The organism is Ectopseudomonas alcaliphila (assembly GCF_900101755.1).
GTDB classification, from domain to species: Bacteria; Pseudomonadota; Gammaproteobacteria; order Pseudomonadales; family Pseudomonadaceae; genus Aquipseudomonas; species Aquipseudomonas alcaliphila.
This window is the reverse complement of sequence record NZ_FNAE01000004.1, coordinates 339,890-366,065: the sequence shown is the minus strand read 5'-3', so window position 1 is coordinate 366,065 and position 26,176 is coordinate 339,890. Positions and strand designations below refer to the sequence as shown.

Sequence of the window (26,176 nt, the reverse complement as noted above, 5' to 3'; positions counted from 1 at the left end):
ACGTGACATCGACCGGCCCCTGCGGGAGGCCGGCACACTCGGCTCAGGCCCGCACAGGCAGTGATTCGGCCAGCTCGCGCCAGTCGTCGCGCTCGGCCATGCCCGGCTTGCGCGCACCAAACAGCTGGACCACCATCCCGCCCTCGGCATCGAAGGCCTCCAGACTGGTGATCACGCCGTCGATGCTGGGTTTGCGCACGCGCCACAACTCGACCACGCCGCGCGTCTGCAGGTGCAGGTTGAAGTCGGGGTCGAGCACGTTGAACCAGCTGTCCATCCAGCGCAGGTTGCTCACCGGGCCGGTGTGAATCTGGATGCAGTGACGGTTGCCGACGAACACCATGATCGGCACTTCACGGGCAGCGGCCTGCTCCATCAGCACCGTCAACTCAGATGTCGCCAACGGCTGCGCCCATTGCTCGCCCGCCAGACGCAGCGCCTGGGTGCGGGCCACCTCATGCTTCTTCAGCAGGGCGAAGAAATGATGGGTGTCCTGCAGCGTCGCCCAGCCGTCACGCAACGCCTGACTGTCGATATCGGCGTCAGTCTTGCGCAGCGGCGCAGCAGGCGGCGGCAGCAACTGCAATTCGGCGTTCTGCTCACCTGCGAAACGCTCGATCAACGGCTGCCAGGCGCTCAGCTCACTGCGTTCGGTCAGGTAAACCTTGTGCACGGCAACGCCCTGCTGGTCGAACACCTGGATACTGCGCTGGGTGCCCTTGGCGGTTTCCTCGGCGACGGCGAACACACTGGCCCAGCCACCCAGGAAAAGACGCAGGTCGATATCGGCAGACACCACCAGGCCCATTTGCCCGGATGCGGAAACACTCACCTCGCGGTACAGCCCCTTGCGTTCATGGACGCAGTGCTCGTTGCGAGTCAGCACCATCACATGCCCCAGCTGAGCAAAAGCCGACAGCAACTCGGCCCAGTCCGGGCGCAGCCGCTGCGTGTCGACACCCAGACGGCTGGCGATCAGCTCGGCCTCGCTCACGCCCAGCTGCGCTGCCGCTTCGCGAGCGCGCAGGCGTGGTTGCTGCAGACGCAGCGCTTGCCAGGCCTGATAGATATTGACCGCCTGAGCGGCGGCAGTTGGAGCGGTACTCATGGGGGCAGTCCTTTCTCGCGGGCGATTACCAGTATCGTTAGCGGCACTGACGCTAGGTCGGCACCAACAAAGAAGAGCGATAATCTACATGAGAATCACTTATATAGAGTAGTAATCTGCCGCCCCAATCATTGCAACGCCGCCAGCCTTGGGCATAGGCGTCGTCCCTGAGCATGGATGCGTCCTCTTTCTTCTTGCGGGATAATCCGCCCCTCTTGCGGCGCTGTGCGCCACCTTCTCCGGAGGGAGAAGGTCATCAGAGGTCGCCACCGTGCGACTTCCACGCTAACGGGAAACCGCGATGATTCGCTTGTGCGCCCCACACGAACTGGCCGAAGGTCAGAGCCGGGGCTTTGTGATCGACCAGCTGAACCTGCTCGCCGTGCGCAGGGCTGGCCAGGTGCATGCCTACCTCAACCGTTGCCCGCATCGCGGCATTGCACTGGAATGGCAGAAGGACGATTTTCTCGATGACAGCGGCAGCCTGATCCGCTGTGCGACCCATGGCGCGCTGTTTCTGATCGAGAACGGCGAATGCGTGGCGGGCCCCTGCGAGGGGCAGGCACTGCTAATGCTGGAATGCAGGGAAGATGCGAACGGAATCTGGATAGCCCAGTAGCCCTACGCCAGCACCTCCAGCCGGCGAACCAGGGCGATCCCCTCGGGACTGAGCTCGGCGCCGTAAGCCAGCACCTCAACCCCCGCGGCCTTGGCTTCGCGCAAGCCGGCAGCGTAAGCCGGATCGATTTCCTCGGCAGCGCGCACGGCACGGATTCCCGAGAGGTTCACGCAATACAGCTGCACGGTGCGCACACCGGCACGCGCCAGCGCCGCCAGCTCACGCAGATGCTTGGCGCCGCGCTGCGTCACCGCATCGGGAAAGGCCGCCACATCGCTGTCAGCGAAGCCCAGCGTCACGCTCTTGACCTCCACAAAGACCGGCCCGTCCGGGTATTCCAGACGAAAGTCGGCGCGGCTGTTCTCCACCCCGTAGGGCACCTCGCGCTTGAACGCGGTGAAGCCGGCCAGCTCCGTGATCAGCCCGGCGCGCAGCGCCTCTTCCACCAGCGCATTGGCCCGCGCGGTATTAATGCAGGCCAGGCGCCCTTGCGGCGTTTCGCTGATTTCCCAACTGCCCGGTAACTTACGCTTGGGATCGTTACTGCGGCTGAACCACACCCGGCAACCTTCGCTCATGCAATTGAGCATCGAGCCGGTGTTGGCGCAGTGGATGGTCATCTGCTCGCCGCTGGCGGTCTCGATATCGGCGAGAAAACGCTTGTAGCGACGCAGCAGGCGCCCTTCTTCCAGCGGTGGATCAAAGCGCATCGGGCTTCCAGCTCTTCAGGCCGCGGGCGATACGCTCGACCGCCTGCTGCAGGCGCTCGACGTTCTGCGTATAGGCGAAGCGCACATGGTGCCCGGCCTGATAGCGGCCGAAGTCCAGCCCCGGTGTGAAGGCCACATGCTCGGTTTCGATGAAGTGCCGGCAGAAAGCGAAAGCGTCGCCGCCGAAGGCGCTGATATCTGCATATAGATAGAAGGCACCTTCCGGCTCAACGGCGATACCGAAGCCCAACTCGCGCAACGCCGGCAGCAGGTAGTCGCGGCGGCGCTGAAATTCGTGACGTCGCTCTTCGAGAATCGCCAACGTGGCCGGCTCGAAGCAAGCCAGCGCGGCATGCTGGGCCATGCTCGGTGCGCTGATGTAGAGGTTCTGCGCCAGCTTCTCCAACTCAGGCACGGCCGCCTCGGGCGCCACCAGCCAGCCCAGGCGCCAGCCGGTCATACCGAAATATTTGGAGAAACTATTGAGCACGAAGGCATCGTCATCCACCTCCAGTACGCTCGGCGCGTCGCAACCGTAGGTCAGGCCATGGTAGATCTCGTCCACCACCAGATGGCCGCCACGCTGCTTGAGGCACGTCGACAAGGCTGCCAGCTCGTCCTTGTGCAGCAGGGTGCCGGTCGGGTTGGCCGGCGAGGCCACCAGGGCGCCGACGCTGTCCGAGTCCCAGTGCCGTTCGACCAGTTGCGGGGTCAGTTGGTAACGCACGTCCGGGCCGACCGGCACCAGTTGTGCAGCGCCTTCGACCAGGCGCAGGAAGTGGCGGTTGCAGGGATAGCCCGGGTCGGCCAGCAGCCAGTGCTTGCCTGGATCGACCAGCAGGCTGGCAGCCAGCAGCAACGCGCCCGAGCCGCCCGGCGTAACCAGAATGCGCTGCGGGTCGATGTTCAACCGATAGCGTTCGGCATAGAAACCGGCGATGGCTTCGCGCAGCTGCGGCAGGCCACGCGCGGCGGTGTAGCGGGTGTGCCCGGCGGACAGTGCGGCCTGCCCGGCGCGGATGATCGGCTCGGCGGTGGTGAAGTCGGGCTCGCCGATCTCCAGGTGGATCACATCGTGACCAGCCGCCTGCAATTCGTTGGCACGCGCCAGCAAGGCCATCACATGGAAGGGTTCGATAGCGCGGCTGCGCGCACTGTAGAGCTGGGCCATGGGTCTGTCTTCAGGGTTGCGAGGCGCGGATTCTAGCAGGGCAGCTTCAGCCAGCGGCAAGGGCGCCAAAGCGCCGCTACGCTTACTGGTCAGTCCCATGCAGATTTCGTTCACACCCCGGACAGGGCAGAGACAACCGGGAGTAGCGCGCCCCGATTCGATCTGGTAAGTTCGCCGGCTTGCAGTCGCAGGGCCGGACAAACGCCTGGCAATGGAATAACCTGCGCGATGGATTAGAAAGAGTGAGAGGCGTCATCCATGCCCACAAAAGAAAAAGCCAAAAGCACCAGCCAGCTGATTCGTGGTTTCGAGCCTTATCAAGAGAAGAAGGGCGAGGAATACATGAGCGAGCCGATGCGCGCTCACTTCACCAGCATCCTCAATAAGTGGAAGCTGGAGCTGATGCAGGAAGTCGACCGTACCGTGCACCATATGCAGGACGAAGCGGCCAACTTCCCCGATCCGGCCGACCGCGCCAGCCAGGAAGAAGAATTCAGCTTGGAACTGCGCGCCCGTGACCGCGAGCGCAAGCTGATCAAGAAGATCGACGAGACGCTGCAACTGATCGAAGACAACGATTACGGTTGGTGCGACTCCTGTGGCGTCGAAATCGGCATTCGCCGCCTCGAAGCCCGCCCGACTGCGACTCTGTGCATCGACTGCAAGACGCTGGCGGAAATCAAGGAAAAGCAGATCGGTTCCTGATCTGACGACGGGGCGCTTAGGCGCCCCGCTCTGTTTCTGGCCTTGGCCCCATGAACACTGCCTATATCGGGCGCTTCGCCCCCACGCCCAGCGGCTATCTGCACTTCGGTTCGCTGGTCGCCGCCCTCGCTTCCTACCTCGATGCCCGCGCCGTTGGCGGCCGCTGGCTGCTGCGCATGGAAGACCTTGACCCGCCACGGGAAGTACCCGGCGCCCAGGATGCGATCCTGCGCACGCTGGAATGCTATGGCTTCGAATGGGACGGCGAGCTGGTGCGCCAGAGTGAGCGCCACACCGAATACGCCGCGGTAATCGCCCGGCTGTTCAGTCAGGGCCTGGCCTACGCCTGCATCTGTTCGCGCAAACAACTGGAAGGCTACGCCGGCATCTATCCCGGTTTCTGCCGCAACGCCTGTCACCCCGATCACGACGCAGCCATCCGCCTGCGCGTACCGGAGCTGGACTACCACTTCATCGACCGTGTACAGGGCGAGTTTCGTCAGCACCTGGGGCGCGAGGTGGGTGACTTCGTGATTCGCCGCCGCGACGGCCTGTTCGCCTATCAGCTCGCCGTGGTGCTGGACGATGCCTGGCAGGGTGTGACTGACGTGGTGCGCGGCGCCGACCTGCTCGATTCCACGCCGCGCCAGCTCTACCTGCAGGAATTGCTCGGGCTGCCGCAACCGCGTTATCTGCACGTGCCGCTGATCATCCAGCCGGACGGACACAAACTGGGCAAGAGCTATCGCTCCCCGCCGCTGCCTGCCGATCAGGCCAGCCCTTTGCTGTTACGCGCCCTACGAGCCTTGGGCCAGCAGCCACCCACCGACCTGCAAGGCGCGGCACCTGCCGAGCTTCTGGTTTGGGGCATCGTCAACTGGGATGCCACGCGCATTCCACGCAGCCGCACCCTGGCAGAAGCACAATTGAGGTAGGGTGCGCCGCGCGCACCGATGACCACCAAGCGAACCGTGTACGGTCTCGGTGCGCACAGCGCATCCTACGGTAAGCCTCAAGTTTGTGGCTTGCAACGCGCGGCTTCCTTTACCATCGCGGCATCTTTCGACGAGATGCCACATGTATATCTACCGACTGGTTCTGATCCTGGTAGTGGGGATCTACCTGTTCTCACCGGCCATCATGGACTGGTGGATCGACCCCAATGGCGCCTGGTATCGGCCTTATCTGCTGTGGCTGATCCTGATCGTCGTCACCTTCATTCTTCAGAGCCAACGCGATGCTGACGAGCTTTAGCCTGAGCGAACTGATCCTGATCAGCGCCGGCTATCTGCTGGTGTTGTTCGGCGTCGCCTGGGTCAGTGAACACGGTCTTATCCCCCGCTGGATCATCCGCCACCCGCTGACCTATACCCTGTCGCTGGGCGTCTATGCCAGCGCCTGGGCCTTCTACGGCACGGTGGGCCTGGCCTATCAGTACGGTTACGGTTTCCTTGCCAGTTACCTGGGCGTTTCCGGTGCTTTCTTGCTGGCACCGGTGCTGCTCTACCCGATCCTGCGCATCACCCGTACCTACCAGCTTTCATCGCTGGCCGACCTGTTCGCCTTTCGCTTTCGCAGCACCTGGGCCGGTGCACTGACCACCCTGTTCATGCTGATCGGCGTGCTGCCGCTGCTGGCCCTGCAGATTCAGGCGGTGGCCGACTCCATCGGCATCCTCAGCCGCGAGCCGCTGCAGGAAAAAGTGGCGCTGAGCTACTGCGGCCTGATCATCCTCTTCACCATCCTGTTCGGTGCACGCCATATCGCCACGCGCGAGAAGCACGAGGGCCTGGTGTTCGCCATCGCCTTCGAATCGCTGGTCAAGCTGGTCGCCCTGGGCGTCATCGGCTGGTACGCGCTGTATGAGGTGTTCGGCGGCCCGCGCGAGCTGGAATTGTGGCTGGTGCAGAACCAGGCGGCACTGGCCACGCTGCACACACCGCTACAGGAAGGCCCGTGGCGCACCCTGCTGCTGGTGTTCTTCGCCTCGGCCATCGTCATGCCGCACATGTACCACATGACCTTCACCGAGAACCTCAATCCGCGCGCCATGGTCAGCGCCAGCTGGGGCCTGCCGCTGTTCCTGTTGCTGATGAGCCTGGCCGTACCGCTGATTCTCTGGGCCGGTCTCAAGCTTGGCGCCACCACCAACCCGGAATATTTCACCCTGGGCCTGGGCATCGCCGTGAACAGTGAGGCGCTGGCGCTGCTGGCCTATGTCGGCGGCTTGTCCGCCTCCAGCGGGCTGATCATCGTTTCCACCCTGGCGCTGTCGGGCATGGCGCTGAACCACCTGGTGCTGCCGCTCTACCAACCACCGGCGGAAGGCAACATCTACCGCTGGCTGAAGTGGACCCGCCGCACGCTGATCGCCTGCATCATCATGGCCGGCTACGGCTTCTACCTGCTGCTCGGCGCCCAGCAGGACCTGGCCAACCTGGGCATCGTCGCCTTCGTCGCCACCCTGCAGTTCCTCCCCGGCGTGCTCTCGGTGCTGTATTGGCAAACGGCCAATCGTCGCGGCTTCATCGCCGGCTTGCTGGCTGGCATCAGCGTCTGGACACTGACCATGCTGCTGCCACTGCTGGGCAACCTGGAAGGCTTCTATCTGCCGCTGTTCAACGTCATCTATGTACTCGACGACGCCAGCTGGCACCTCGCAGCCATCGCCTCGCTCGCCGCCAACGTACTGGTGTTCACCCTGGTGTCGCTGTTCACCGAGGCCAGCCCCGAGGAAAAGAGCGCCGCCGAAGCCTGCGCGGTGGACAACGTGCGCCGCCCGCAACGACGCGAGCTGGTCGCCGTGGCGCCGCAGGATTTTGCCGCGCAGCTGGCCAAACCACTTGGCGCCAAGACCGCACAACGTGAAGTCGAACAGGCCCTGCGCGACCTGCATCTGCCCTTCGACGAAAGCCGCCCCTATGCCCTGCGCCGCCTGCGCGACCGCATCGAGGCCAACCTGTCCGGCCTGATGGGGCCGAGCGTTGCTCAGGACATCGTGGAAACCTTCCTGCCCTACAAGTCCGGCAGCGAGGGTTATGTCACCGAAGACATCCACTTCATCGAAAGCCGCCTGGAGGACTATCAATCGCGTCTCACCGGGCTGGCCGCTGAGCTCGATGCCCTGCGCCGCTACCACCGCCAGACCTTGCAGGAGCTGCCGATGGGCGTGTGCTCGCTGGCCAAGGATCAGGAGATCCTGATGTGGAACCGGGCCATGGAAGAGCTCACCGAGATTCCCGCGCAGCGTATCGTCGGCTCGCGCCTGAGCACCCTGAGCGAACCCTGGCAGAGCCTGCTGCAGGACTTCATCGAACGCCCGGACCAGCATCTGCATAAACAGCACCTGGCGCTCGACGGCCAGATCCGCTGGCTCAACCTGCACAAGGCGGCCATCAACGAACCGCTGGCACCCGGTAATAGCGGCCTGGTGCTGCTGGTCGAGGACCAGACCGAAACCCAGATGCTCGAAGACAAGCTGGTGCACTCCGAGCGCCTGGCCAGCATCGGCCGCCTGGCCGCTGGCGTCGCCCACGAGATTGGCAACCCGATCACCGGCATCGCCTGCCTGGCGCAGAACCTGCGCGAAGAGCGCGAGACCGATGGCGAGCTGATCGAAATCAGCGGGCAGATCCTCGAACAGACCAAGCGCGTCTCGCGCATCGTCCAGTCGTTGATGAGCTTCGCCCACTCCGGCAGCCACCAGCGCAGCGACGAACCGGTGTGCCTGGCCGACGTGGCACAGGACGCCATCGGCCTGCTGTCGCTGAACAAACGCAACTTCGACATCCAGTTCTACAACCTGTGCGATCCGCAGCACTGGGCCTGTGGCGATCCGCAGCGTCTGGCCCAGGTATTGATCAACCTGCTATCCAACGCCCGCGACGCCTCACCACCGGGCGGCGCCATCCGTGTGCGCAGCGAAGCCAGCGAACATACCGTCGACCTGATCGTCGAGGATGAAGGCAGCGGCATTCCCAAAGCGATCATCGACCGCCTGTTCGAGCCCTTCTTCACCACCAAGGACCCAGGCGAAGGAACCGGCCTGGGCCTCGCGCTGGTCTATTCGATCGTGGAAGAGCATTATGGACAGATAACAATCGACAGCCCGGCTGACCCCGAGCGCCAATTGGGCACTCGAATTCGGGTCACCCTGCCAAGGCATGTCGAGGCGACGTCCGTAGCGATGTAAACAGCGAGAGAGGCTGCCAACGGCACCTCCGTGACCGTCGAGAGACCGAATTGATGCCACATATTCTTATCGTCGAAGACGAAACCATTATCCGCTCTGCCTTGCGCCGCCTGCTCGAACGCAATCAGTACCAGGTCAGCGAAGCTGGCTCGGTACAGGAAGCCCAGGAACGCTACAGCATTCCCACCTTCGACCTGATCGTCAGCGACCTGCGCCTGCCCGGCGCACCAGGTACCGAACTGATCAAACTGGCCGAAGGCACTCCGGTGCTGATCATGACCAGCTACGCCAGCCTGCGCTCGGCGGTGGACTCGATGAAGATGGGCGCGGTCGATTACATCGCCAAGCCTTTCGACCACGACGAAATGCTGCAGGCGGTCGCCCGCATCCTGCGTGACCGCCAGGAAGCCAAGAGCGCACCCGCGCCAGCCGCCGCGAGCAACGCACGCAGTGGCAATACCGAGAAAATCGTCGACAACGCCAACGGCGAGATCGGCATCATCGGTTCCTGCGCGGCCATGCAGGAGCTCTACAGCAAGATTCGCAAGGTCGCCCCCACCGATTCCAATGTACTGGTGCAAGGTGAGTCCGGTACCGGCAAGGAGCTGGTCGCACGCGCCCTGCACAACCTCTCCAAGCGCGCCAAGGCCCCCCTGATCTCGGTGAACTGCGCCGCCATTCCGGAGACCCTGATCGAGTCCGAACTGTTCGGCCACGAAAAAGGCGCCTTCACCGGCGCCAGCGCCGGCCGCGCCGGTCTGGTGGAAGCGGCCGACGGCGGCACCTTGTTCCTCGATGAGATCGGCGAGCTGCCTTTGGAGGCTCAGGCGCGCCTGCTGCGCGTACTGCAGGAAGGCGAGATTCGCCGGGTCGGCTCGGTACAGTCGCAGAAGGTCGACGTACGGCTGATCGCCGCCACCCACCGCGACCTGAAGACGCTGGCCAAGACCGGCCAGTTCCGTGAAGACCTCTACTACCGCCTGCACGTCATCGCGCTCAAGCTGCCAGCATTGCGTGAGCGCGGCAGCGACGTGACCGAGATCGCCCAGGCGTTCCTGGTGCGCCAATACACGCGCATGGGCCGCGAGCCGTTGCGCTTCGCTCATGACGCTGAGCAGGCGATCCGCCACTATCCCTGGCCGGGTAACGTGCGTGAACTGGAAAACGCCATCGAGCGCGCGGTGATTCTCTGCGAGGGCGCGGAAATTTCCGCGGACCTGCTGGGCATCGACATCGAGCTGGATGATCTGGATGACGATGACTTCGGCCTGCCAGCGGCTGCCGGGCAGAGCAGTGGCAACAGCCACGAACCTACCGAGGATCTGTCGCTGGAAGACTACTTCCAGCACTTCGTCCTCGAGCATCAGGACCACATGACCGAGACGGAACTGGCACGCAAGCTGGGCATCAGTCGCAAATGCCTGTGGGAACGTCGTCAGCGCCTTGGCATCCCACGACGCAAATCCGGTGTGACCAGCGGCCCTTGACGCCACGCCATCGGTGACAACCTGCCCGCACACGGGTTCCACAGGTTGTTACCGTTTCAATATCTCGTAACAAAGGCCGGGTCTATCGGTAACGAAAACCCGACCTTTTCCTCCCACACCGAACCCCCTTGAATGCCGCAAGACCTTGATTTACAAGGAATCGTAAAAACTGGCACGGCATCTGCTTTATCTCTGGCACAACAACAATAACAAGCAATGCCCTACACAATAAGAACAAGACGTAACGACTCCAGAACAACAAAAACAACAAGGTACGGAGGCGCAGCTAACTGATTCTTTTGGAGAGGAGTTGCCGCAAGGGGTTCGCCCCAGCGACCAGACTGAGAACAATAAAACTGCCTCGAGGCAGCGCCGGAACTGGTTGATTAAGGCAGCATCAGCGTCCAAAGAAATCCGTTTGCTATTGGCTCCCCTCTCTGGGGAGCACCCGGTAAGCCACGGCAAACCGGGAAGGGCCGAACAACAAAAACAACAGGCCCTCAATAACAATAAAAACAGAGCACGCACCAATTTAGGGGGGAGCTTCGGCTCCCCCAGTAGCTTCCGCTCCCCGGATCCCCGCCTGCCGCCCTTCTACACACCTTCTCCCGACACGATGCTAGAATCCGCAGCAATCATGCGGTCATCGTTTCGCATGCAGTTGAAAAACCTTGCCGAAGCAAACTGCCTTTAACGCCGTGATGCCCACGCAATTCGATTTTCAAGCGCATGCGCAGCAGGCCGGCCACTACTCCAAACAGTGCATCCCATGCTGAAAAAGCTGTTCAAATCTTTCCACTCACCTCTGCGCCGTGCCCCACGCCCACGCAGCACTCCCGAAGTGCTGAGCAGTAGTCAACACCCGCTCAAACGCAACGAGATCAGCCGTCACGCCATCAGCGTGGTCGAGCGCCTGCAGAAGGCCGGCTACCAGGCCTATCTGGTCGGCGGCTGCGTACGCGACCTGTTGCTGGATATCGACCCCAAGGATTTCGACGTGGCCACCAGCGCCACGCCCGAGCAGGTGCGTGCCGAATTCCGTAACGCACGGGTGATCGGCCGCCGCTTCAAGCTGGTACACGTGCATTTTGGTCGCGAGATCATCGAAGTGGCCACCTTCCGCGCCAATCACCCTCAGGGTGACGAGGAAGAAAACAGCAATCTGGCGTCTCGCCACGAGAGCGGCCGCATTCTGCGCGACAACGTCTACGGCACCCTGGAAGACGATGCCCAGCGCCGCGACTTCACCATCAATGCGCTGTACTACGATCCGACCCAGGAACATATCCTCGACTACGCCCGTGGCATGCACGATGTGCGCAACCATCTGGTGCGCCTGATCGGTGACCCGGAACAGCGTTACCTGGAAGACCCGGTGCGCATGCTGCGTGCGGTGCGTTTCGCCGCCAAGCTCGACTTCGAGATCGAGAAGCACAGCGCCGCGCCGATTCGCCGTCTGGCGCCGATGCTGCGCGACATTCCCTCGGCGCGTCTGTTCGACGAAGTGCTCAAGCTGTTCCTCGCCGGTTACGCCGAATACACCTTCGACCTGCTGCTCGAGCACGACCTGTTCGCCCAGCTGTTCCCGGCCAGCGGCGCAGCGCTCAAGCAGAATCCGCAGTACACCGAGAAGCTGATTCGTCAGGCGCTGATCAACACCGACGACCGCATCCACGATGGCAAGTCGGTCACGCCGGCCTTCCTCTTCGCTGCGCTACTGTGGCCTGCGCTGCCGGCCCGGGTGCTGCAACTGCAGAACAAGGGCATGCCGCCGATTCCGGCCATGCAGGAAGCCGCCCATGAGCTGATCGCCGAGCAGTGCCAGCGCATTGCCGTACCCAAGCGTTTCACCATCCCGATTCGCGAGATCTGGGACATGCAGGAACGCCTGCCGCGCCGCAGCGGTAAACGCGCCGACCTGTTGCTGGAAAACCCGCGTTTCCGCGCCGGCTACGACTTCCTCCTGCTGCGCGAACTGGCCGGGGAAGACACCGGTGGCCTGGGCGAATGGTGGACGGACTATCAGGACGCCAACGACAGCGAGCGTCGGCAGATGATTCGCGACCTCGCCGGCAAAGGCGAAAGCACCGGCAACGCGCCACGCAAACGTCGCCGCAGCAACAATCGCCGTAAGCGCAGCGACGAAAGCAGCGGCGAATGATGGAGCGGGTTTATATCGGTCTTGGCAGCAACCTTGCCGAACCGCTGCAACAGCTGCGCGCGGCCTTGCATGCCATCGCGCAGTTGCCGCACAGCCAATTGCAGGCGCATTCGTCGTTCTACAGCAGCGACCCCCTTGGCCCGACTGATCAACCGCGCTACGTCAACGCCGTGGCGGCGCTGGATACCGAGCTGGAGCCCTGGCAGCTGCTCGATGGGCTGCAACGCATCGAGCAGGAGCAAGGCCGCGTGCGCAAGGCCGAGCGCTGGGGGCCGCGCACACTGGATCTGGACATCCTGCTGTTCGGTCAGCGTCTGATCGACGATGAGCGTCTGACCGTCCCGCACTACCACATGCAGGCACGCCCCTTCGTGCTCTATCCACTGGCCGAACTGGCCGCCGAGCTGCAACTGCCGGACGGTCGCAGCCTCGATGCATTGCTGGAAACCTGCCCCTTTACCGGGCTGGAACGCCTGGCCGAGTAGCCCAGCCGGCCTCTGCGGGAGGGGCTTGAGCCGCGCCCCGACAGGCGCGCCGCCAAAGCGCCTCCCACAGGGCGGTCCCTTGCGCAACCCGACATACCGCGCATTGGCGGTAACGCCAGTAACAGAGCGGTAACACCTGCAATTGACTTCACGCCCCCCCATCAGGACTATAGGCGTCCCGTCGCCCTGCGCCGGGCGCACCTTTGATGCCAATCCAGGCCGGATTGCAGCCAGATAGAAGCGGTATACCGAGCCTGAGCGAGGACCTTTGAAATGCCTGACGTTACCCTGACCACCCTGCAGAGCCTCAAGCAGAACGGTGAAAAGATCGCCATGCTGACCTGCTATGACGCCACCTACGCCCATGCGGCCTGCCAGGCGGGTGTCGACGTGTTGCTGGTCGGCGACTCCCTGGGCATGGTCCTGCAGGGCCACGACAGCACCCTGCCGGTCAGCGTCGAGGAAATGGCTTACCACACTGCCTGCGTCAAACGCGGCAACCAGGGCGCACTGATCGTCACCGACCTGCCGTTCATGGCGTATGCCACCACCGAGCAGGCCCTGAACAACAGCGCCAAGCTGATGCAGGCCGGCGCCCACATGGTCAAACTGGAAGGCGCCGGCTGGCTGGCCGAGCCGATCCGTCTGCTGGCGGAGCGTGGCGTACCGGTGTGCGCGCACCTGGGTCTGACCCCGCAAGCGGTGAACATCCTCGGCGGCTACAAGGTGCAGGGCCGTCAGGAAGCGCAGGCGCGACAGATGCGCGCCGATGCCATGGCCCTGGAACAAGCCGGCGCAGCCATGCTGCTGCTCGAATGCGTGCCGAGCGAACTGGCCGCAGAAATCACCCAGGCGGTGAAGATTCCGGTGATAGGCATCGGCGCCGGCAGCGCCACCGATGGCCAGGTGCTGGTGCAACACGACATGCTCGGGCTGTCGCTATCGGGCCGCGCACCGAAGTTCGTGCGCAACTTCATGGAAGGCCAAGGCAGCATTCAGGGTGCTTTCAGCGCTTATGTACAGGCAGTCAAGGACGGTAGCTTCCCCGCCGCCGAACATGGTTTTTCCGCATGAACACGGTGAAAACCCTGCGCGAGTTGCGCGCAGCCGTCGCCCAGGCACGGGCCGAGGGCAAGCAGATCGGTTTCGTCCCGACCATGGGCAATCTGCACGCGGGTCACGTGTCGCTGGTGGAAATCGCCGCCCAACGCGCCGACTTCGTCGTCGCCAGCATCTTCGTCAACCCTCTGCAGTTCGGCGCCGGTGAAGATCTGGACACGTATCCGCGTACCCTCGCCGCCGACCAGGAAAAACTGCTGGCAGCCGGCTGCCACCTGCTGTTTCACCCCGATGTCGCGGAAATCTACCCGCACGGCATGGGTGACCAGACCCGCGTCAGCGTTCCCGGTGTTTCCGAAGGCCTCTGCGGCGCCAGCCGTCCGGGGCATTTCGAAGGTGTGGCGACGGTGGTGACCAAGCTGTTCAACATGGTCCAGCCTGATCTGGCCGTGTTCGGCGAGAAGGACTATCAGCAACTGGCGGTGATCCGCGCGCTGGTGCAGGACCTGAACATGCCGATCCAGATCATCGGTGCGCCGACTCAACGCGCCGAGGACGGCCTTGCCCTGTCCTCGCGCAACGGCTACCTCAGCGACGAACAACGGGCCGCCGCACCAGCGCTGTATCGAGGTCTGCAAACGATTGCCGAAGAACTGCGCCGTGGTGCCCGCGACTACCCGCGGCTTATCGACAGTACCCAGGCGCAGCAGCGTGCCGCTGGTTTCGTGCCCGACTACCTGGAGATTCGCAACGCGCTGAATCTGCGCCCGGCACAGCTCGACGACCAGCACCTGGTGATTCTGACCGCTGCGCAGCTAGGTAATACCCGCCTGATCGACAATCTGGTGGTTGAGCTGCCACACCAGTAGCTGCCTGCAAAGGCAGGCGGTTACACTCTCAAAGGCCCGGATCGATCCGGGCCTTTTGCTTTTGTGGATCAGGAGCTCCGATGGCCTATTACCAGCAGCCTCAAGACGTCACCACCCTGCCCGCCTGGCAGGCCCTGCAGCAGCATCGCGCCGAGATGGCCGGTTTCAGCATGCGCGAGGCCTTCGCGGCGGACACAAGGCGCTACCAGCGTTTTTCCCTCGACAGCTGCGGCCTGCTGCTGGATTACTCGAAAAACCTGATCGATGAGCGCGGCCTCGAGTTGCTTATTCAACTGGCCGAGCAGGCCGGCCTGCAAGAGTCCATCGCCAACCTGTACAACGGTGAGCAGGTCAATGCTTCGGAAGGCCGCGCCGCGCTGCACACGGCCCTGCGCAGCCCGATCGGCCGCCGCCTGCTGGTCGACGGCAACGACATCATCCCCGAGGTCCATCGCGTCCTGAATCAGGTCACCGAGCTGGTCAGTCGCATTCATAGCGGCCTGTGGCGCGGCTACAGTGAAAAACCGATCAAGGAAGTGGTGAACATCGGCATTGGCGGTTCCTTCCTCGGCCCGCAACTGGTTTCCGAAGCGCTGCGCCCGTTCACGCAACGCGGTGTGCGCTGTCACTACCTGGCCAATATCGACGGCAGCGAGTTCCGCGAACTGACTGCCCGCCTCGATCCGGAAACCACGCTGTTCATCGTCTCCAGCAAGTCCTTCGGCACTCTGGAAACCCTCAAGAACACCCTGGCCGCGCGCGACTGGTACCTGGCCATGGGCGGCCCGGAAGAGCAACTGCACCGCCATTTCATCGCCGTGACCAGCAACCGCAAGGCCGCCATCGAGTTCGGTATCGGCGAAGAGAACATCTTTCCCATGTGGGACTGGGTCGGCGGCCGCTATTCGCTGTGGTCGGCCATCGGTCTGCCCATCGCCCTGGCCATCGGCGTGTCCAACTTCAAGGAGCTGCTGGCCGGCGCCTACGCCATGGACGAGCACTTCACCCAGGCGCCACTGGCCGAGAACATGCCGGTGCTGATGGCCCTGCTGGGCATCTGGTACACCAATTTCTGGGGCGCGCAGAGCCACGCGATTCTGCCCTACGACCATTACCTGCGTAATTTCACCAAGCACCTGCAGCAACTGGACATGGAGTCCAACGGCAAGAGCGTGCGTCAGGACGGTACGCCGCTGGACATCGCCACCGGCCCGATCATCTGGGGCGGCGTCGGCTGCAACGGTCAGCACGCCTACCACCAGTTGCTGCACCAGGGCCGCCTGCTGGTGCCGGCGGACTTCATCGTCCCGGTCAACAGCTACAACCCGCTCGCCGACCATCACCAGTGGCTGTTCGCCAACTGCCTGTCGCAGGCCCAGGCGCTGATGCAGGGCAAGACGCGCGAAGAGGCCGAAGCCGAACTGCGTGCCAAGGGGCTGAGCGAAGACGAGGTGCAGCGCCTGGCACCGCACAAGGTGATCCCCGGCAACCGACCGAGCAACATCCTGGTGATGAACCGCATCGCACCGTTCAACCTCGGCGCGCTGGTGGCGCTGTACGAGCACAAGGTGTTCGTGCAGAGCGCCATCTGGGGCATCAACGCCTTCGACCAGTGGGGCGTGGAACTGGGCAAGGAAATGGGTAAGGAGGTCTATCAGCGCCTCACCGGCGCCAGCAGTGAGCCGGCCAGTGACGCCTCCACCCAGGGCCTGATCGAGCACTTCCGTTCGCAGCATCGCGGCTAGCGGCGCGGACGGGGCCGGCCCTCAAGCGTGCGCTCGCCTTCACGGCCGGGCGCAGGCAGCCCCGGTGCCAATCACCCGGCGTGTCGCTTGGCACCGGCCACGCAGATCACGGCGCCCAGTGTCGCTACCAGCATCGTCCAGCTGACAGCCTCATGCAGCAGCAGCGCCGCCAGTCCCAGCCCCATGAAGGGCTGAAACAGCTGCAGTTGCCCCACGGCCGCGATTCCGCCTTGCACCAGGCCGCGGTACCAGAACACGAAGCCGATCAGCATGCTGAACAGCGAAACGTAGGCCAGGCCGGCCCAGGCCGGCCCCCGGATCCCGCTCAGTGATAGAGGCATGCTCAGTATCATCAGTGGCAGCATGACCGGTAGCGACACCACCAGCGCCCAGCAGATCACCTGCCAGCCACCGAGCGTACGGGACAAGCGTGCGCCTTCGGCATACCCCAGGCCGCACACCACCACGGCCGCCAGCATCAGCAGATCCCCCTGCAGCGAAGCCTCGATGCCTCCCTGGGCGGCATAACCGACAACAAAGCTGGCACCGGCCAACGAGAACAGCCAGAACACCGGCCGCGGGCGCTCGCCAGCGCGGAGCACGGCAAAGATGGCGGTGCACAGCGGCAGTATCCCCACGAACACGATCGAGTGCGCCGAGGTTACATGCTGCAGCGCCAGCGCCGTCAGCAGCGGAAACCCGACCACGACGCCCAGGGCCGTCACCACCAGCGCCGGGATATCGGAGCCGCTGGGCCGCGCCTGCCGGAAGGCCAGCAGCAGCGCCAGCCCCAGCAGCGCGGCAATGGTCGCCCGAACGCCAGTGAGGAAGACGGGCGAGAAGTCGGCCACAGCGACGCGGGTCGCAGGCAGCGAGCCGGCAAAGATCGCCACACCGATGAAACCATTGATCCAGCCACTGGTTGTTCTTTCCATTCCGGACTCCTTCTTCAACAGTGCCAGTAGACACTTGCCGGGAGACTACGAGACAGGCACGATCCAATACGATTTAAAAGAACTGTTATGCATTAGTATCCAGCACGGTTTCGATATGGCACGAAGCGGAACACGAATCCAGGCGGTGATGGCAGAGATCCGTTCACGGATCGTCTCGCGCACCTGTCTGCCAGGCACCCGGCTGCCTTCCGTGCGGGCGCAGGCCCGGGCGATGCAGGTTTCGGTGTCGACAGTGGTCGAGGCCTACGAACGGCTGGCTGCCGAGAACATCATCACCTCGCGCCCGGGCTCGGGTTTCTATGTGGCCGGGCCGGTCGCGCCGCTTGCGCTCACGCAGCTTGGCCCGCGATTGGACAGGGAGGTCGACCCGCTGTGGGTATCACGCCAGTCGCTGGAGATAGAGGCTGCGGTACTCAAGCCGGGTTGCGGCTGGCTGCCCGCTGACTGGCTGTACGAGGCCGGTGTACGCCGCGCCCTGCGTACACTGGCGCGGGCCGATACACCTGAACTGACCGAGTACGCCACGCCGCTGGGCCATCCGGAGCTGCGCCGGCTGCTCTCGCGGCGCCTGCACGGCATCGGCGTCGATGCACGGCCAGATCAGATCATGCTTGCCGAATCGGGAACCCATGCGATCGACCTGATCTGCCGCTTTCTGTTGTCACCAGGCGATAAGGTGCTGGTGGACGATCCCTGCTACTTCAACTTCCACGCCCTGCTCAAGGCGCACCGCGTGCAGGTCGTGGGCGTGCCCTACACGCCGCACGGGCCGGATGTCTCCTGCTTCGAGGCCGCGCTGCGGGAGCACTCGCCCCGGCTCTACATCACCAACTCCGGCATCCACAATCCCACCGGCGCGAGCCTTTCTCCCGTAACGGCGCACCGGCTGCTGAAGCTGGCCGACACCTCGAACCTGGTGATCGTGGAAGACGACATCTTCGCCGACTTCGAGACTAGTGCTGCACCCAGATTGGCGGCCTTCGACGGACTGGAGCGGGTCATCCACATCGGCAGCTTCTCCAAGACCATCTCCGCGTCGCTGCGCTGCGGCTATATCGCCACGCGCGGCGACTGGATAGAAAGCCTTGCCGATCTGAAGATCGCCACCACCTTCGGCGGCGGCAGGCTGGCGTCCGAGGCGCTGCTGATCGCCCTGACCGACAGCGGCTACCGCAAACATCTGGAAGCGCTGCGCCTACGCCTGGCAAGTCAGATGCAGAGGACCATTGTGCGGCTCGAATCGCTCGACATCCGGCCGTGGCTGGTTCCTCAGGCCGGGATGTTCCTCTGGTGCCGGTTACCGCCCGGCAGCGACGCCGCTGACATCGCCCGCGCCTGCCTAACCGATGGCGTGATACTGGCGCCGGGCAACGCCTTCAGCCAATCCCCAGACGCAGGCGAGTTCATGCGCTTCAACGTCGCGCAATCTGCCGATGAGCGGATCTTCGAGGTGCTGGGCCGGGCGCTGGAAGGCAGATAACAGGCGCCACCATGGCTGCTGCCGGTGTGGGCGCGGTGCGCCATGGCGCAACCGCCCCTTGAACCAAGCGCCCGCTAGGGTGCACCCTTGTGATTGTTGCGGACAAACAATTACAAGGAGCCCGCCATGTTCGAGATCACTCGCCATCCCGTGCAAGATGCCGTGCGCCAGCGTGCACACCTGGATAATGACGCCTATTTGCGCCTGTACCAGCAGTCCGTCGAGCAACCCGAAACCTTCTGGGCCGAGCAGGCCAAGGCCTTTCTTCAGTGGTTCAAGCCCTGGGATCAGGTGCACTCCAGCGACCTGAAACAGGGCCGCGCCGAGTGGTTCAAGGGCGGCCAGCTCAACGTTGCCTACAACTGCATCGACCGCCACCTGGAACAGCGCGGCGAACAGATCGCGATCATCTGGGAAGGCGACAACCCGGCCGAGTCGGCGCACATCACCTACAACAAGCTGCACCACAACGTCAGCCGCCTGGCCAACGTGCTCAAGAGCCGTGGTGTGAAGAAAGGCGACCGGGTGTGCATCTACATGCCGATGATCCCCGAAGCGGCCTACGCCATGCTCGCCTGCGCACGCATCGGCGCCGTGCATTCGGTGGTGTTCGGCGGTTTCTCGCCCGATGCCCTGCGTGACCGCATTCTCGATGCCGACTGCCGCACGGTGATCACCGCCGATGAAGGCGTGCGCGGCGGCAAGTACGTTGCGCTGAAGAACAACGTCGACAAGGCGCTGCAGAGCTGCCCGGACGTGTCCACCGTGGTAGTGGTCGAGCGCACCCAGGGCGACGTCGCCTGGGTGGAAGGCCGCGACATCTGGTACCACCAGGCGCTCAAGGACGTCAGCGCGGATTGCCCGGCCGAGCCGATGGACGCCGAGGATCCGTTGTTCATCCTCTACACCTCGGGCAGCACCGGCAAACCCAAGGGCGTGCTGCACACCACCGGCGGTTACCTGCTCGGCGCGGCGATGACCCACAAGTACGTGTTCGACTACCACGAGGGCGACATCTACTGGTGCACCGCCGATGTCGGTTGGGTCACCGGGCACAGCTACATCGTCTACGGCCCGCTGGCCAACGCCGCCACCACGCTGATGTTCGAAGGCGTGCCCAACTACCCGGACGCCTCGCGCTTCTGGCAGGTGATCGACAAGCATCAGGTCAACACCTTCTACACCGCCCCCACGGCCCTGCGCGCGCTGATGCGCGAGGGTGAAGGGCCGGTCAAGAGCACCTCGCGCAGCAGCCTGCGCCTGCTCGGCACGGTGGGCGAACCGATCAACCCCGAAGCCTGGGAATGGTATTTCCACGTGGTCGGCGACATGCGCTGCCCCATCGTCGACACCTGGTGGCAGACCGAGACCGGCTCCATCCTGATCACTCCGCTGCCCGGCGCCACCGACCTCAAACCGGGCTCGGCCACCCGCCCCTTCTTCGGCGTACAGCCAGTGCTGCTCGACGAGCAGGGCAAGGAGATCGAGGGCCCTGGCAGCGGCGTGCTGGCGATCAAAGCCAGCTGGCCAAGCCAGATACGCAGTGTCTACGGCGATCATCAGCGCATGATCGACACCTACTTCAAGCCCTACCCCGGTTACTACTTCACCGGCGACGGCGCACGCCGCGACGAGGACGGCGACTACTGGATCACCGGCCGCGTGGATGACGTGATCAACGTCTCCGGCCACCGCATCGGCACCGCCGAGGTGGAGAGCGCGCTGGTGCTGCACGATGCCGTGGCCGAAGCGGCAGTGGTCGGCTACCCGCACGACGTCAAGGGCCAGGGCATCTACGCCTATGTCACCCTGATGAACGGCCAGGAGCCATCCGATGAACTGAAGAAGGAGCTGCTGACCCTGGTCGGCAAGGAGATCGGCAGCTTCGCCAAGCCGGAGCTGATCCAGTGGGCGCCGGGCCTGCCCAAGACCCGCTCGGGCAAGATCATGCGGCGCATCCTGCGCAAGATCGCCTGCAACGAGCTGGAGAACATGGGTGACACCTCGACCCTGGCCGATCCGAGCGTGGTCGACAGCCTGATCGATCAGCGTCTCAATCGCTGATCCACCCGCCTCTTGCCCCGCACCAGCGGGGCAAGACGGTATCTTGCCTTGGGCTAGCCAAGCGCCGAAACTGCGCGCCATGGAAAGTCTACGTCGTCAGATCGAAAAACAGGTACACAGCCTCACCGGCGCCTCGCTGGGCGTGCTCGACCTCGACCAGCCGCGCGGTGATGCCGGCCTGTTCGGTCCCGAGTCAATGGTGTGGAAGGTCCATGCCGACTTTACCGCGATGATGGTCGGCGGCATCTCCGCCCTGCTCCTGCAGATGCTCCACCCGCTGGCGCTGGCCGGCGTGTGGGACCACTCCACCTTTCGCCAGGACATGCTCGGCCGCCTGCGCCGCACCAGCCTGTTCATCGCCGGCACCACCTACGGCGGCCTGCACGATGCCGAGCAACTGATCGACAAGGTGCGCCGCATCCATCTGCAGGTGGTCGGCAGCGCGCCGGACGGTCGCCCCTATGCCGCCAGCGATCCCGAGCTGCTGACCTGGGTGCATGTCTCCGAGGTCAGCCAGTTTCTCGCCGGCTACCTGCGCTACGTCGACCCGCAACTGGCGGTGGCCGAGCAAGACCGCTACTACCGCGAAGTGGCGTTGATCGCCGAGCGCCTCGGCGCGCAGGAGGTGCCCAAGTCGCGCCAGGCCATCAGCGACTACCTCGAGCACATGCGTGCGCAGTTGCTCTGCGACGAGCGCACCCGCGAAGTGGTGCGGCTGCTGTATGCCGCACCGATGCCCAACATTCTCGCCAGGCCCTTCGGTAATCTGATGATGCAGGCCGGCGTGGACCTGCTGCCGGACTGGGCCAGCGACCTGCTCGGCGAGCATCAAGCGACCTGGCGCCGTCCGCTGATTCGCAGCAGCGTGCACCGCACCGCCACACTGCTGCGCTGGGCGATTCGCAACAGCGCCGCGCAGCGCGCCCGCCGTCGTCTGAGCCCACACCTGTAGGGCGGCCACCATCGAGCAGGCGGGTTACACCCGCCCTACGGCCATACCCTGGCGCTTTTCTTGATAAACTGCCGGCCTTCCTTTCACCGAGACGCTGCGCATGCCTTCTCTTGACCAGGCGCTGCGCGCCGCCCTCGCTGCTCGCGAAAACCTGCTCGGCGAACTGCATGCCCAAAGCACCGACTGCTACCGCCTGTTCCACGGTAGCCAGGAAGGCGCGCCAGGCCTGACCGTCGACCGCTACGGCCCGCAGCTGCTGGTGCAGAGCTTTCATCAGCCGCTTGAAGCCAGCGACCTGCACAGCATCGTCAGCAACGTCGAAACCTATCTGGGGCAGCCGCTGCTGTTGGTCTACAACGACCGCTCCAAGGGCAACTCGCGGATCGACCGCGACCCGGCACTGTTCCAGGCCGACGATGCAGCACTGGAAGATCTGGTCGGCCGCGAATGGGGGCTGAACTACCGTGTACGCGGCCGTCATGCCGGACAGGACCCGCTGCTGTTTCTCGACCTGCGCAACGCCCGCGGCTGGGTCAAGGCCAACAGCGCCGGCAAGTCCGTGCTCAACCTGTTCGCCTATACCTGCGGCGTCGGTCTGTGCGCCGCGGCGGGCGGCGCGCGCGAGGTGACCAACCTCGACTTCGCCCAGGGCAACCTCGTCGTGGGCCGTGAGAACGGCGCACTCAACCCCGAATTGCCAACCATGCAGTTCATCCAGTCCGACTACTTCCCGGCGATCCGGCAGTGGGCCGATCTACCGATCAGCAGCCGACGCGGGCAAAAACTGCCGAACTACCCACGCCTGCAACCGCGCCAGTTCGACCTGGTTTTCCTCGACCCTCCGGCCTGGGCCAAAAGCGCCTTCGGCACCGTCGACCTGCTGCGCGACTACCAGAGCCTGCTCAAACCGGCGCTGCTGGCCACTGCCGAGGGCGGCACGCTGGTGTGCTGCAACAATCTGGCGAAGGTGGAGATGAGTGAATGGCGCGCGCAGGTGCTGCGCTGCGCCGAGAAGCTCGGCCGACCGGTGCAGGATTGCCAGGTGATCGCCCCTGCGCCGGACTTCCCTTCGCATGACGCCAGGCCGCCGCTGAAAACCCTGATCCTGCAGCTCTGAACCGGGATTTACGCGCAATCTGACTGCAGCGATGACGACCGGAACTGAACCGTCGTGCCATACTCCAAGTCGTCTCCTCGTCTGGATAGATGACGCCAAGCCATGCCCAAAGGACTGAAGCGCGCGTTAAGCGCACTGTTGATCGCCGTTTTCCTCTATAGCCTGATCGGCTTTCTGATTCTGCCGGGCATCGCCCTGCGCATCGCCAACCAGCAGTTGGCGCAATACGCCACGGTGCCGGCCTCGCTGCAGCGCGTGCAGCTCAACCCCTTCAGTCTCGAGCTCAGTCTCTGGGGCCTGAGTATCGGCGAGAGTGGCCAGGAGCAACTGAGCTTCCAACGCCTCTACGCCAACCTGCAGAGCGACAGCCTGTGGAGCGGTGCCCTGCACCTGAGCGACGTCGAGCTCAACGGCGCGCGCACCGAAATACTGTTCGGCAAAGACGGCACGCTCAATCTCACCCAACTGTTCCGTCTACCGCAAAGCCAGGCAGAACCCAAGGCCGAGAGCAGCGAGCCCTTCCCACTGCGCATCGACAGCATTCGTCTGCGTGAGAAGTCACTGCGCTTCCAGGACCTGCGCCCGAGTGAGGCCGTGGAATTCGCCTATGACGCGCTCGATCTGGAACTGCACAACCTCAGCACGCTGGCCGGTGACAACGCCGAAATGACCATGACCGCCAGCGGACCACACGGCGCGCAGATCGACTGGCGCGGTCAGGTCAGCCTGACGCCCATTACCTCGAGCGGCAGCCTGAGCGTCAGCGATGGCCGCCTGAGCACCTTCTGGCCTTATGTGCGCGACGCACTGCCACTGGTACTCAAGGAAGGCCAGGTCGACTTAAGCAGCGACTATCGCCTCGACCTGTCCAGCGGTACCGAGCTGCAACTGAGCAAGATCAAGGTGCAGTTGGCCCCCTTTGCCATCGACGACCCGCAAGGTAAACCGCTGGTACGCCTGCAACGCCTGGATATCGACAACACCAGCCTCGACCTGGCCAAGCAGCAGGTGGTGGTCGGCCAGGTGCGCAGCCAGGGCCTGGAGGCCTGGGCGGCGCGCGAAGCCGACGGCCAACTGGACTGGCAGAAGCTGTTCGCCAAACCCGAAAGCGCCAAGCCCGAGGCTGCCGAACCCACGGAGCAGGCCGGCGAGAGCAAGCCCTGGCAAGTGCTGCTGCAAGATGTGCAGCTGCGCGACTACAAGGCTCACCTGGCCGACCGTGTACCGCAGCAGGAAGTGGCCGTGGATGTCGGCCCGCTGAACCTCGACCTGAAGAACTTCGACAGCCTCGGCGACAAACCTTTCGACCTCAGGCTCGACACCGGCCTGGGCAAGCAGGGCAAGCTGCAGGCGGCCGGCAACGTACAACTGAGCCCAACCAGCGCTCAACTCAAGGTCGCCACGCAGGACATCGATCTGCGCCTGGCGCAGGCCTATCTGAGCCCCTTCATTCGCCTGGAACTGCGCAGCGGCCTGCTCGGCAGTGATCTCGACGTGCAGCTCAAGAGCACCGAGCCGCTGGCGCTCAGCGTCACCGGCAGCGCCAGGGTCGATCAGCTGCACACCCTGGACACCCTGCGCGAACGCGATTTCGTGCGCTGGAAGCAGGTACGGGTGGGCGGCATCGACTATCGCCATGGTCAAAGTCTGGCCATCGAGCGCGTCGAACTGGATCAGCCCTACGCACGCTTCGTGATCAACGAGAACCTGACCACCAACGTCAGCGAGCTGATCGTGCCGCAGCCGGCGTCGCCGAACGAGAGCAAGGCCGATGCAGGTAAGCCTCTGGCGATCCGCATCGGTGGCGTAGCCATCAATGACGGCTCGGCCAACTTCGCCGACTTCAGCCTGACCCCCAGCTTCGCCACCGCCGTTCAGCAGATGAACGGGCGCATCGGCGTACTCGACAATCAGAAGCCGCAAGCCGCCAGCGTCGATATCCAGGGTAAGGTCGACCGCTACGCGCCGATGAGCATCAAGGGCAAGCTGACGCCTTTCGATCCGCTCAACAGTCTGGATATCGCCACCAGCTTCAAGAATGTCGAGCTGACCACCATCACGCCCTACTCCGGCAAATTCGCCGGTTATCGCATCCGCAAGGGCCGCCTCAACCTCGACCTGCACTACCGCATCGAGAAAGGCCAGCTCAACGCCGAGAACAAGGTACTGGTGGAGAACCTGCAACTGGGCGAGCGAGTCGACAGCCCGGACGCCGTGGACCTGCCGATTCGCCTGGCAGTCGCCCTGCTCAAGGACACTCAGGGCCGCATCGCCATCGAGCTGCCGGTCAAGGGCGACCTCAACAATCCCGAGTTCAGTGTCATGCCCATCGTCTGGCAGACCCTGCGCAACCTGGTGCTGCGCACAGCCCAGGCGCCGTTCAAATTCATCGCCGGGCTGGTCGGCGGCGGTAACGTCGACCTCAGCACCGTGCCCTTCGCCGCCGGCTCTGCAGAGCTGGAGGGTGACGCGCGCCAGGCCCTGGACACGCTGGCCAAAGCGCTCGGGGAACGCCCCAATCTGCGCCTGGAGGTGGAAGGCCAGGCCGCACAGAGTGCCGATGGCCCGTTATTGGCCGAACAGCGTCTGCAGCGCGAATTTCGCGAAACCTGGTACAAGGTACTGCAACGCCGTGGTGACCGGGTGCCAGCCAGTCCCGATGAGCTGACGGTCGCCGAAGACGAACAAGCCGCTCTGCTCGAAGGCATCTATCGCACCCGCCTCAAGCAGCAGCCGCCGGCCGAATGGGCCGAACTGGACAAGGAGCAACGCCAGCAGAACATGCGCACGGCGGTGTTGGACTCCTGGGCTCAAAGCAAGCTGTTGCTGCGCCAACTGGCTCAGCAACGCGCTGCAACGATCAAGGATTATCTGGTTGAACAAGGCGGGTTGTACGATGAACGCGTCTACCTGATCGATGCCAACCTGGGTGAACCCGAAGCCGACGGCCGCGTGCTCACCACTCTGCACCTGGACAGCCAATGATCATGCGCAGCTTATCCATCATCACGCTTGTCACCCTGACTGCCGGCCTGCTCAGCGCCACCGCGCAGGCCGACACGCTACGCTGCGGCAGCGCCCTAGTCAGCCTCGGCGACCGTCCGTTCGAGGTCGAACGCAAATGTGGCGCGCCGGTGCACCGCGATCCGGTCGGCTACACCCTGGGCTCCTATGACCGCCGCGAGTACATGATCGAGGAGTGGGTATACGGCCCGAGCAACGGCATGCTCAGCATCCTGCGCTTCGAGGGTAACCGCCTGACGGCCATCGAACGTCGGCGCGAACGCTGAACAGGA

Annotated in this window: 21 protein-coding genes; 17 read left to right on the top strand and 4 right to left on the bottom strand. The window is 64.0% G+C overall.

Annotation, left to right across the window (positions count from 1 at the left end; genetic code table 11):
- Positions 1 to 43: 43 nt before the first annotated feature.
- A complete protein-coding gene (locus BLR77_RS16125; protein WP_074679521.1) occupies positions 44 to 1,108 on the bottom strand; it encodes a hemin-degrading factor in 1,065 nt (354 codons plus the stop codon).
- A 301-nt stretch (positions 1,109 to 1,409) separates the two neighbouring features.
- Here BLR77_RS16125 and BLR77_RS16120 point away from each other — a divergent pair, with 301 nt between their 5' ends.
- A complete protein-coding gene (locus tag BLR77_RS16120) occupies positions 1,410 to 1,727 on the top strand; it encodes a Rieske (2Fe-2S) protein (protein WP_074679519.1) in 318 nt (105 codons plus the stop codon).
- Between the two features lie 2 nt (positions 1,728 to 1,729).
- Here BLR77_RS16120 and sfsA read toward each other — a convergent pair whose 3' ends face one another.
- Both sfsA and BLR77_RS16110 read right to left on the bottom strand, forming a co-directional pair.
- Positions 1,730 to 2,437: a DNA/RNA nuclease SfsA gene (gene sfsA / locus BLR77_RS16115; RefSeq protein WP_074679517.1), complete on the bottom strand. Its 708-nt coding sequence runs from the start codon at positions 2,435 to 2,437 to the stop codon at positions 1,730 to 1,732.
- Entirely contained in the window at positions 2,427 to 3,608 is a 1,182-nt protein-coding gene (locus BLR77_RS16110; RefSeq protein WP_074679561.1) for a pyridoxal phosphate-dependent aminotransferase, read from the bottom strand. The genes sfsA and BLR77_RS16110 overlap by 11 nt, the downstream gene beginning before the upstream one ends.
- Positions 3,609 to 3,866: 258 nt before the next feature.
- Here BLR77_RS16110 and dksA point away from each other — a divergent pair, with 258 nt between their 5' ends.
- The 10 genes from dksA to pgi all read left to right on the top strand — a co-directional run bounded on the left by dksA (position 3,867) and on the right by pgi (position 16,311).
- A complete protein-coding gene (dksA, locus tag BLR77_RS16105; protein ID WP_017675309.1) occupies positions 3,867 to 4,313 on the top strand; it encodes an RNA polymerase-binding protein DksA in 447 nt (148 codons plus the stop codon).
- Between the two features lie 50 nt (positions 4,314 to 4,363).
- Positions 4,364 to 5,248 (top strand): tRNA glutamyl-Q(34) synthetase GluQRS, encoded by an 885-nt coding sequence (gluQRS, locus tag BLR77_RS16100; protein ID WP_074679515.1) that lies wholly within the window; start codon positions 4,364 to 4,366, stop codon positions 5,246 to 5,248.
- 142 nt (positions 5,249 to 5,390) lie between these two features.
- Positions 5,391 to 5,567, top strand: coding sequence for a hypothetical protein (locus BLR77_RS25135; protein ID WP_003244646.1), 177 nt, complete (start codon positions 5,391 to 5,393; stop codon positions 5,565 to 5,567).
- Positions 5,551 to 8,505: a sensor histidine kinase gene (locus BLR77_RS16095; protein WP_074679513.1), complete on the top strand. Its 2,955-nt coding sequence runs from the start codon at positions 5,551 to 5,553 to the stop codon at positions 8,503 to 8,505. Before BLR77_RS25135 ends, BLR77_RS16095 begins: the two co-directional genes overlap by 17 nt.
- 53 nt (positions 8,506 to 8,558) lie before the next feature.
- Positions 8,559 to 9,992 carry a sigma-54-dependent transcriptional regulator gene (locus tag BLR77_RS16090; protein WP_074679511.1) on the top strand — a complete coding sequence of 478 codons (1,434 nt, stop codon included), beginning with the start codon at positions 8,559 to 8,561 and terminating at the stop codon, positions 9,990 to 9,992.
- A gap of 769 nt (positions 9,993 to 10,761) precedes the next feature.
- The gene (locus BLR77_RS16085; protein WP_074679509.1) at positions 10,762 to 12,153 is read left to right on the top strand and encodes a polynucleotide adenylyltransferase PcnB; all 1,392 of its coding nucleotides are present in this window, start codon (positions 10,762 to 10,764) and stop codon (positions 12,151 to 12,153) included.
- Positions 12,150 to 12,638 (top strand): 2-amino-4-hydroxy-6-hydroxymethyldihydropteridine diphosphokinase, encoded by a 489-nt coding sequence (folK, locus tag BLR77_RS16080; RefSeq protein ID WP_074679507.1) that lies wholly within the window; start codon positions 12,150 to 12,152, stop codon positions 12,636 to 12,638. Before BLR77_RS16085 ends, folK begins: the two co-directional genes overlap by 4 nt.
- A gap of 273 nt (positions 12,639 to 12,911) precedes the next feature.
- Positions 12,912 to 13,712, top strand: coding sequence for a 3-methyl-2-oxobutanoate hydroxymethyltransferase (gene panB, locus BLR77_RS16075; protein WP_074679505.1), 801 nt, complete (start codon positions 12,912 to 12,914; stop codon positions 13,710 to 13,712).
- Positions 13,709 to 14,566: a pantoate--beta-alanine ligase gene (panC, locus tag BLR77_RS16070; protein ID WP_074679503.1), complete on the top strand. Its 858-nt coding sequence runs from the start codon at positions 13,709 to 13,711 to the stop codon at positions 14,564 to 14,566. Before panB ends, panC begins: the two co-directional genes overlap by 4 nt.
- 80 nt (positions 14,567 to 14,646) lie before the next feature.
- Complete coding sequence (gene pgi / locus BLR77_RS16065; protein WP_074679501.1) at positions 14,647 to 16,311, top strand: glucose-6-phosphate isomerase; 1,665 nt, start codon at positions 14,647 to 14,649, stop codon at positions 16,309 to 16,311.
- A gap of 71 nt (positions 16,312 to 16,382) precedes the next feature.
- Here the strand turns inward: pgi and BLR77_RS16060 are convergent, their stop codons facing one another.
- A complete protein-coding gene (locus tag BLR77_RS16060; protein ID WP_074679499.1) occupies positions 16,383 to 17,246 on the bottom strand; it encodes a DMT family transporter in 864 nt (287 codons plus the stop codon).
- A 115-nt stretch (positions 17,247 to 17,361) separates the two neighbouring features.
- Between BLR77_RS16060 and BLR77_RS16055 the strand changes: the two genes are divergently transcribed.
- The 6 genes from BLR77_RS16055 to BLR77_RS16030 all read left to right on the top strand — a co-directional run bounded on the left by BLR77_RS16055 (position 17,362) and on the right by BLR77_RS16030 (position 26,170).
- Positions 17,362 to 18,747 (top strand): aminotransferase-like domain-containing protein, encoded by a 1,386-nt coding sequence (locus tag BLR77_RS16055; protein ID WP_074679497.1) that lies wholly within the window; start codon positions 17,362 to 17,364, stop codon positions 18,745 to 18,747.
- Positions 18,748 to 18,873: 126 nt separating this feature from the next.
- Positions 18,874 to 20,811 carry an acetate--CoA ligase gene (gene acs / locus BLR77_RS16050; RefSeq protein ID WP_074679495.1) on the top strand — a complete coding sequence of 646 codons (1,938 nt, stop codon included), beginning with the start codon at positions 18,874 to 18,876 and terminating at the stop codon, positions 20,809 to 20,811.
- 79 nt (positions 20,812 to 20,890) lie between these two features.
- Complete coding sequence (locus BLR77_RS16045) at positions 20,891 to 21,763, top strand: oxygenase MpaB family protein (RefSeq protein ID WP_074679493.1); 873 nt, start codon at positions 20,891 to 20,893, stop codon at positions 21,761 to 21,763.
- A gap of 100 nt (positions 21,764 to 21,863) precedes the next feature.
- Positions 21,864 to 22,880, top strand: coding sequence for a class I SAM-dependent rRNA methyltransferase (locus tag BLR77_RS16040; protein WP_074679491.1), 1,017 nt, complete (start codon positions 21,864 to 21,866; stop codon positions 22,878 to 22,880).
- A 102-nt stretch (positions 22,881 to 22,982) separates the two neighbouring features.
- Positions 22,983 to 25,865, top strand: a complete 2,883-nt coding sequence (locus BLR77_RS16035; RefSeq protein ID WP_074679489.1) for a DUF748 domain-containing protein — start codon at positions 22,983 to 22,985, stop codon at positions 25,863 to 25,865.
- A complete protein-coding gene (locus BLR77_RS16030) occupies positions 25,862 to 26,170 on the top strand; it encodes a DUF2845 domain-containing protein (RefSeq protein WP_074679487.1) in 309 nt (102 codons plus the stop codon). Before BLR77_RS16035 ends, BLR77_RS16030 begins: the two co-directional genes overlap by 4 nt.
- The last annotated feature ends 6 nt before the right edge of the window (positions 26,171 to 26,176 follow it).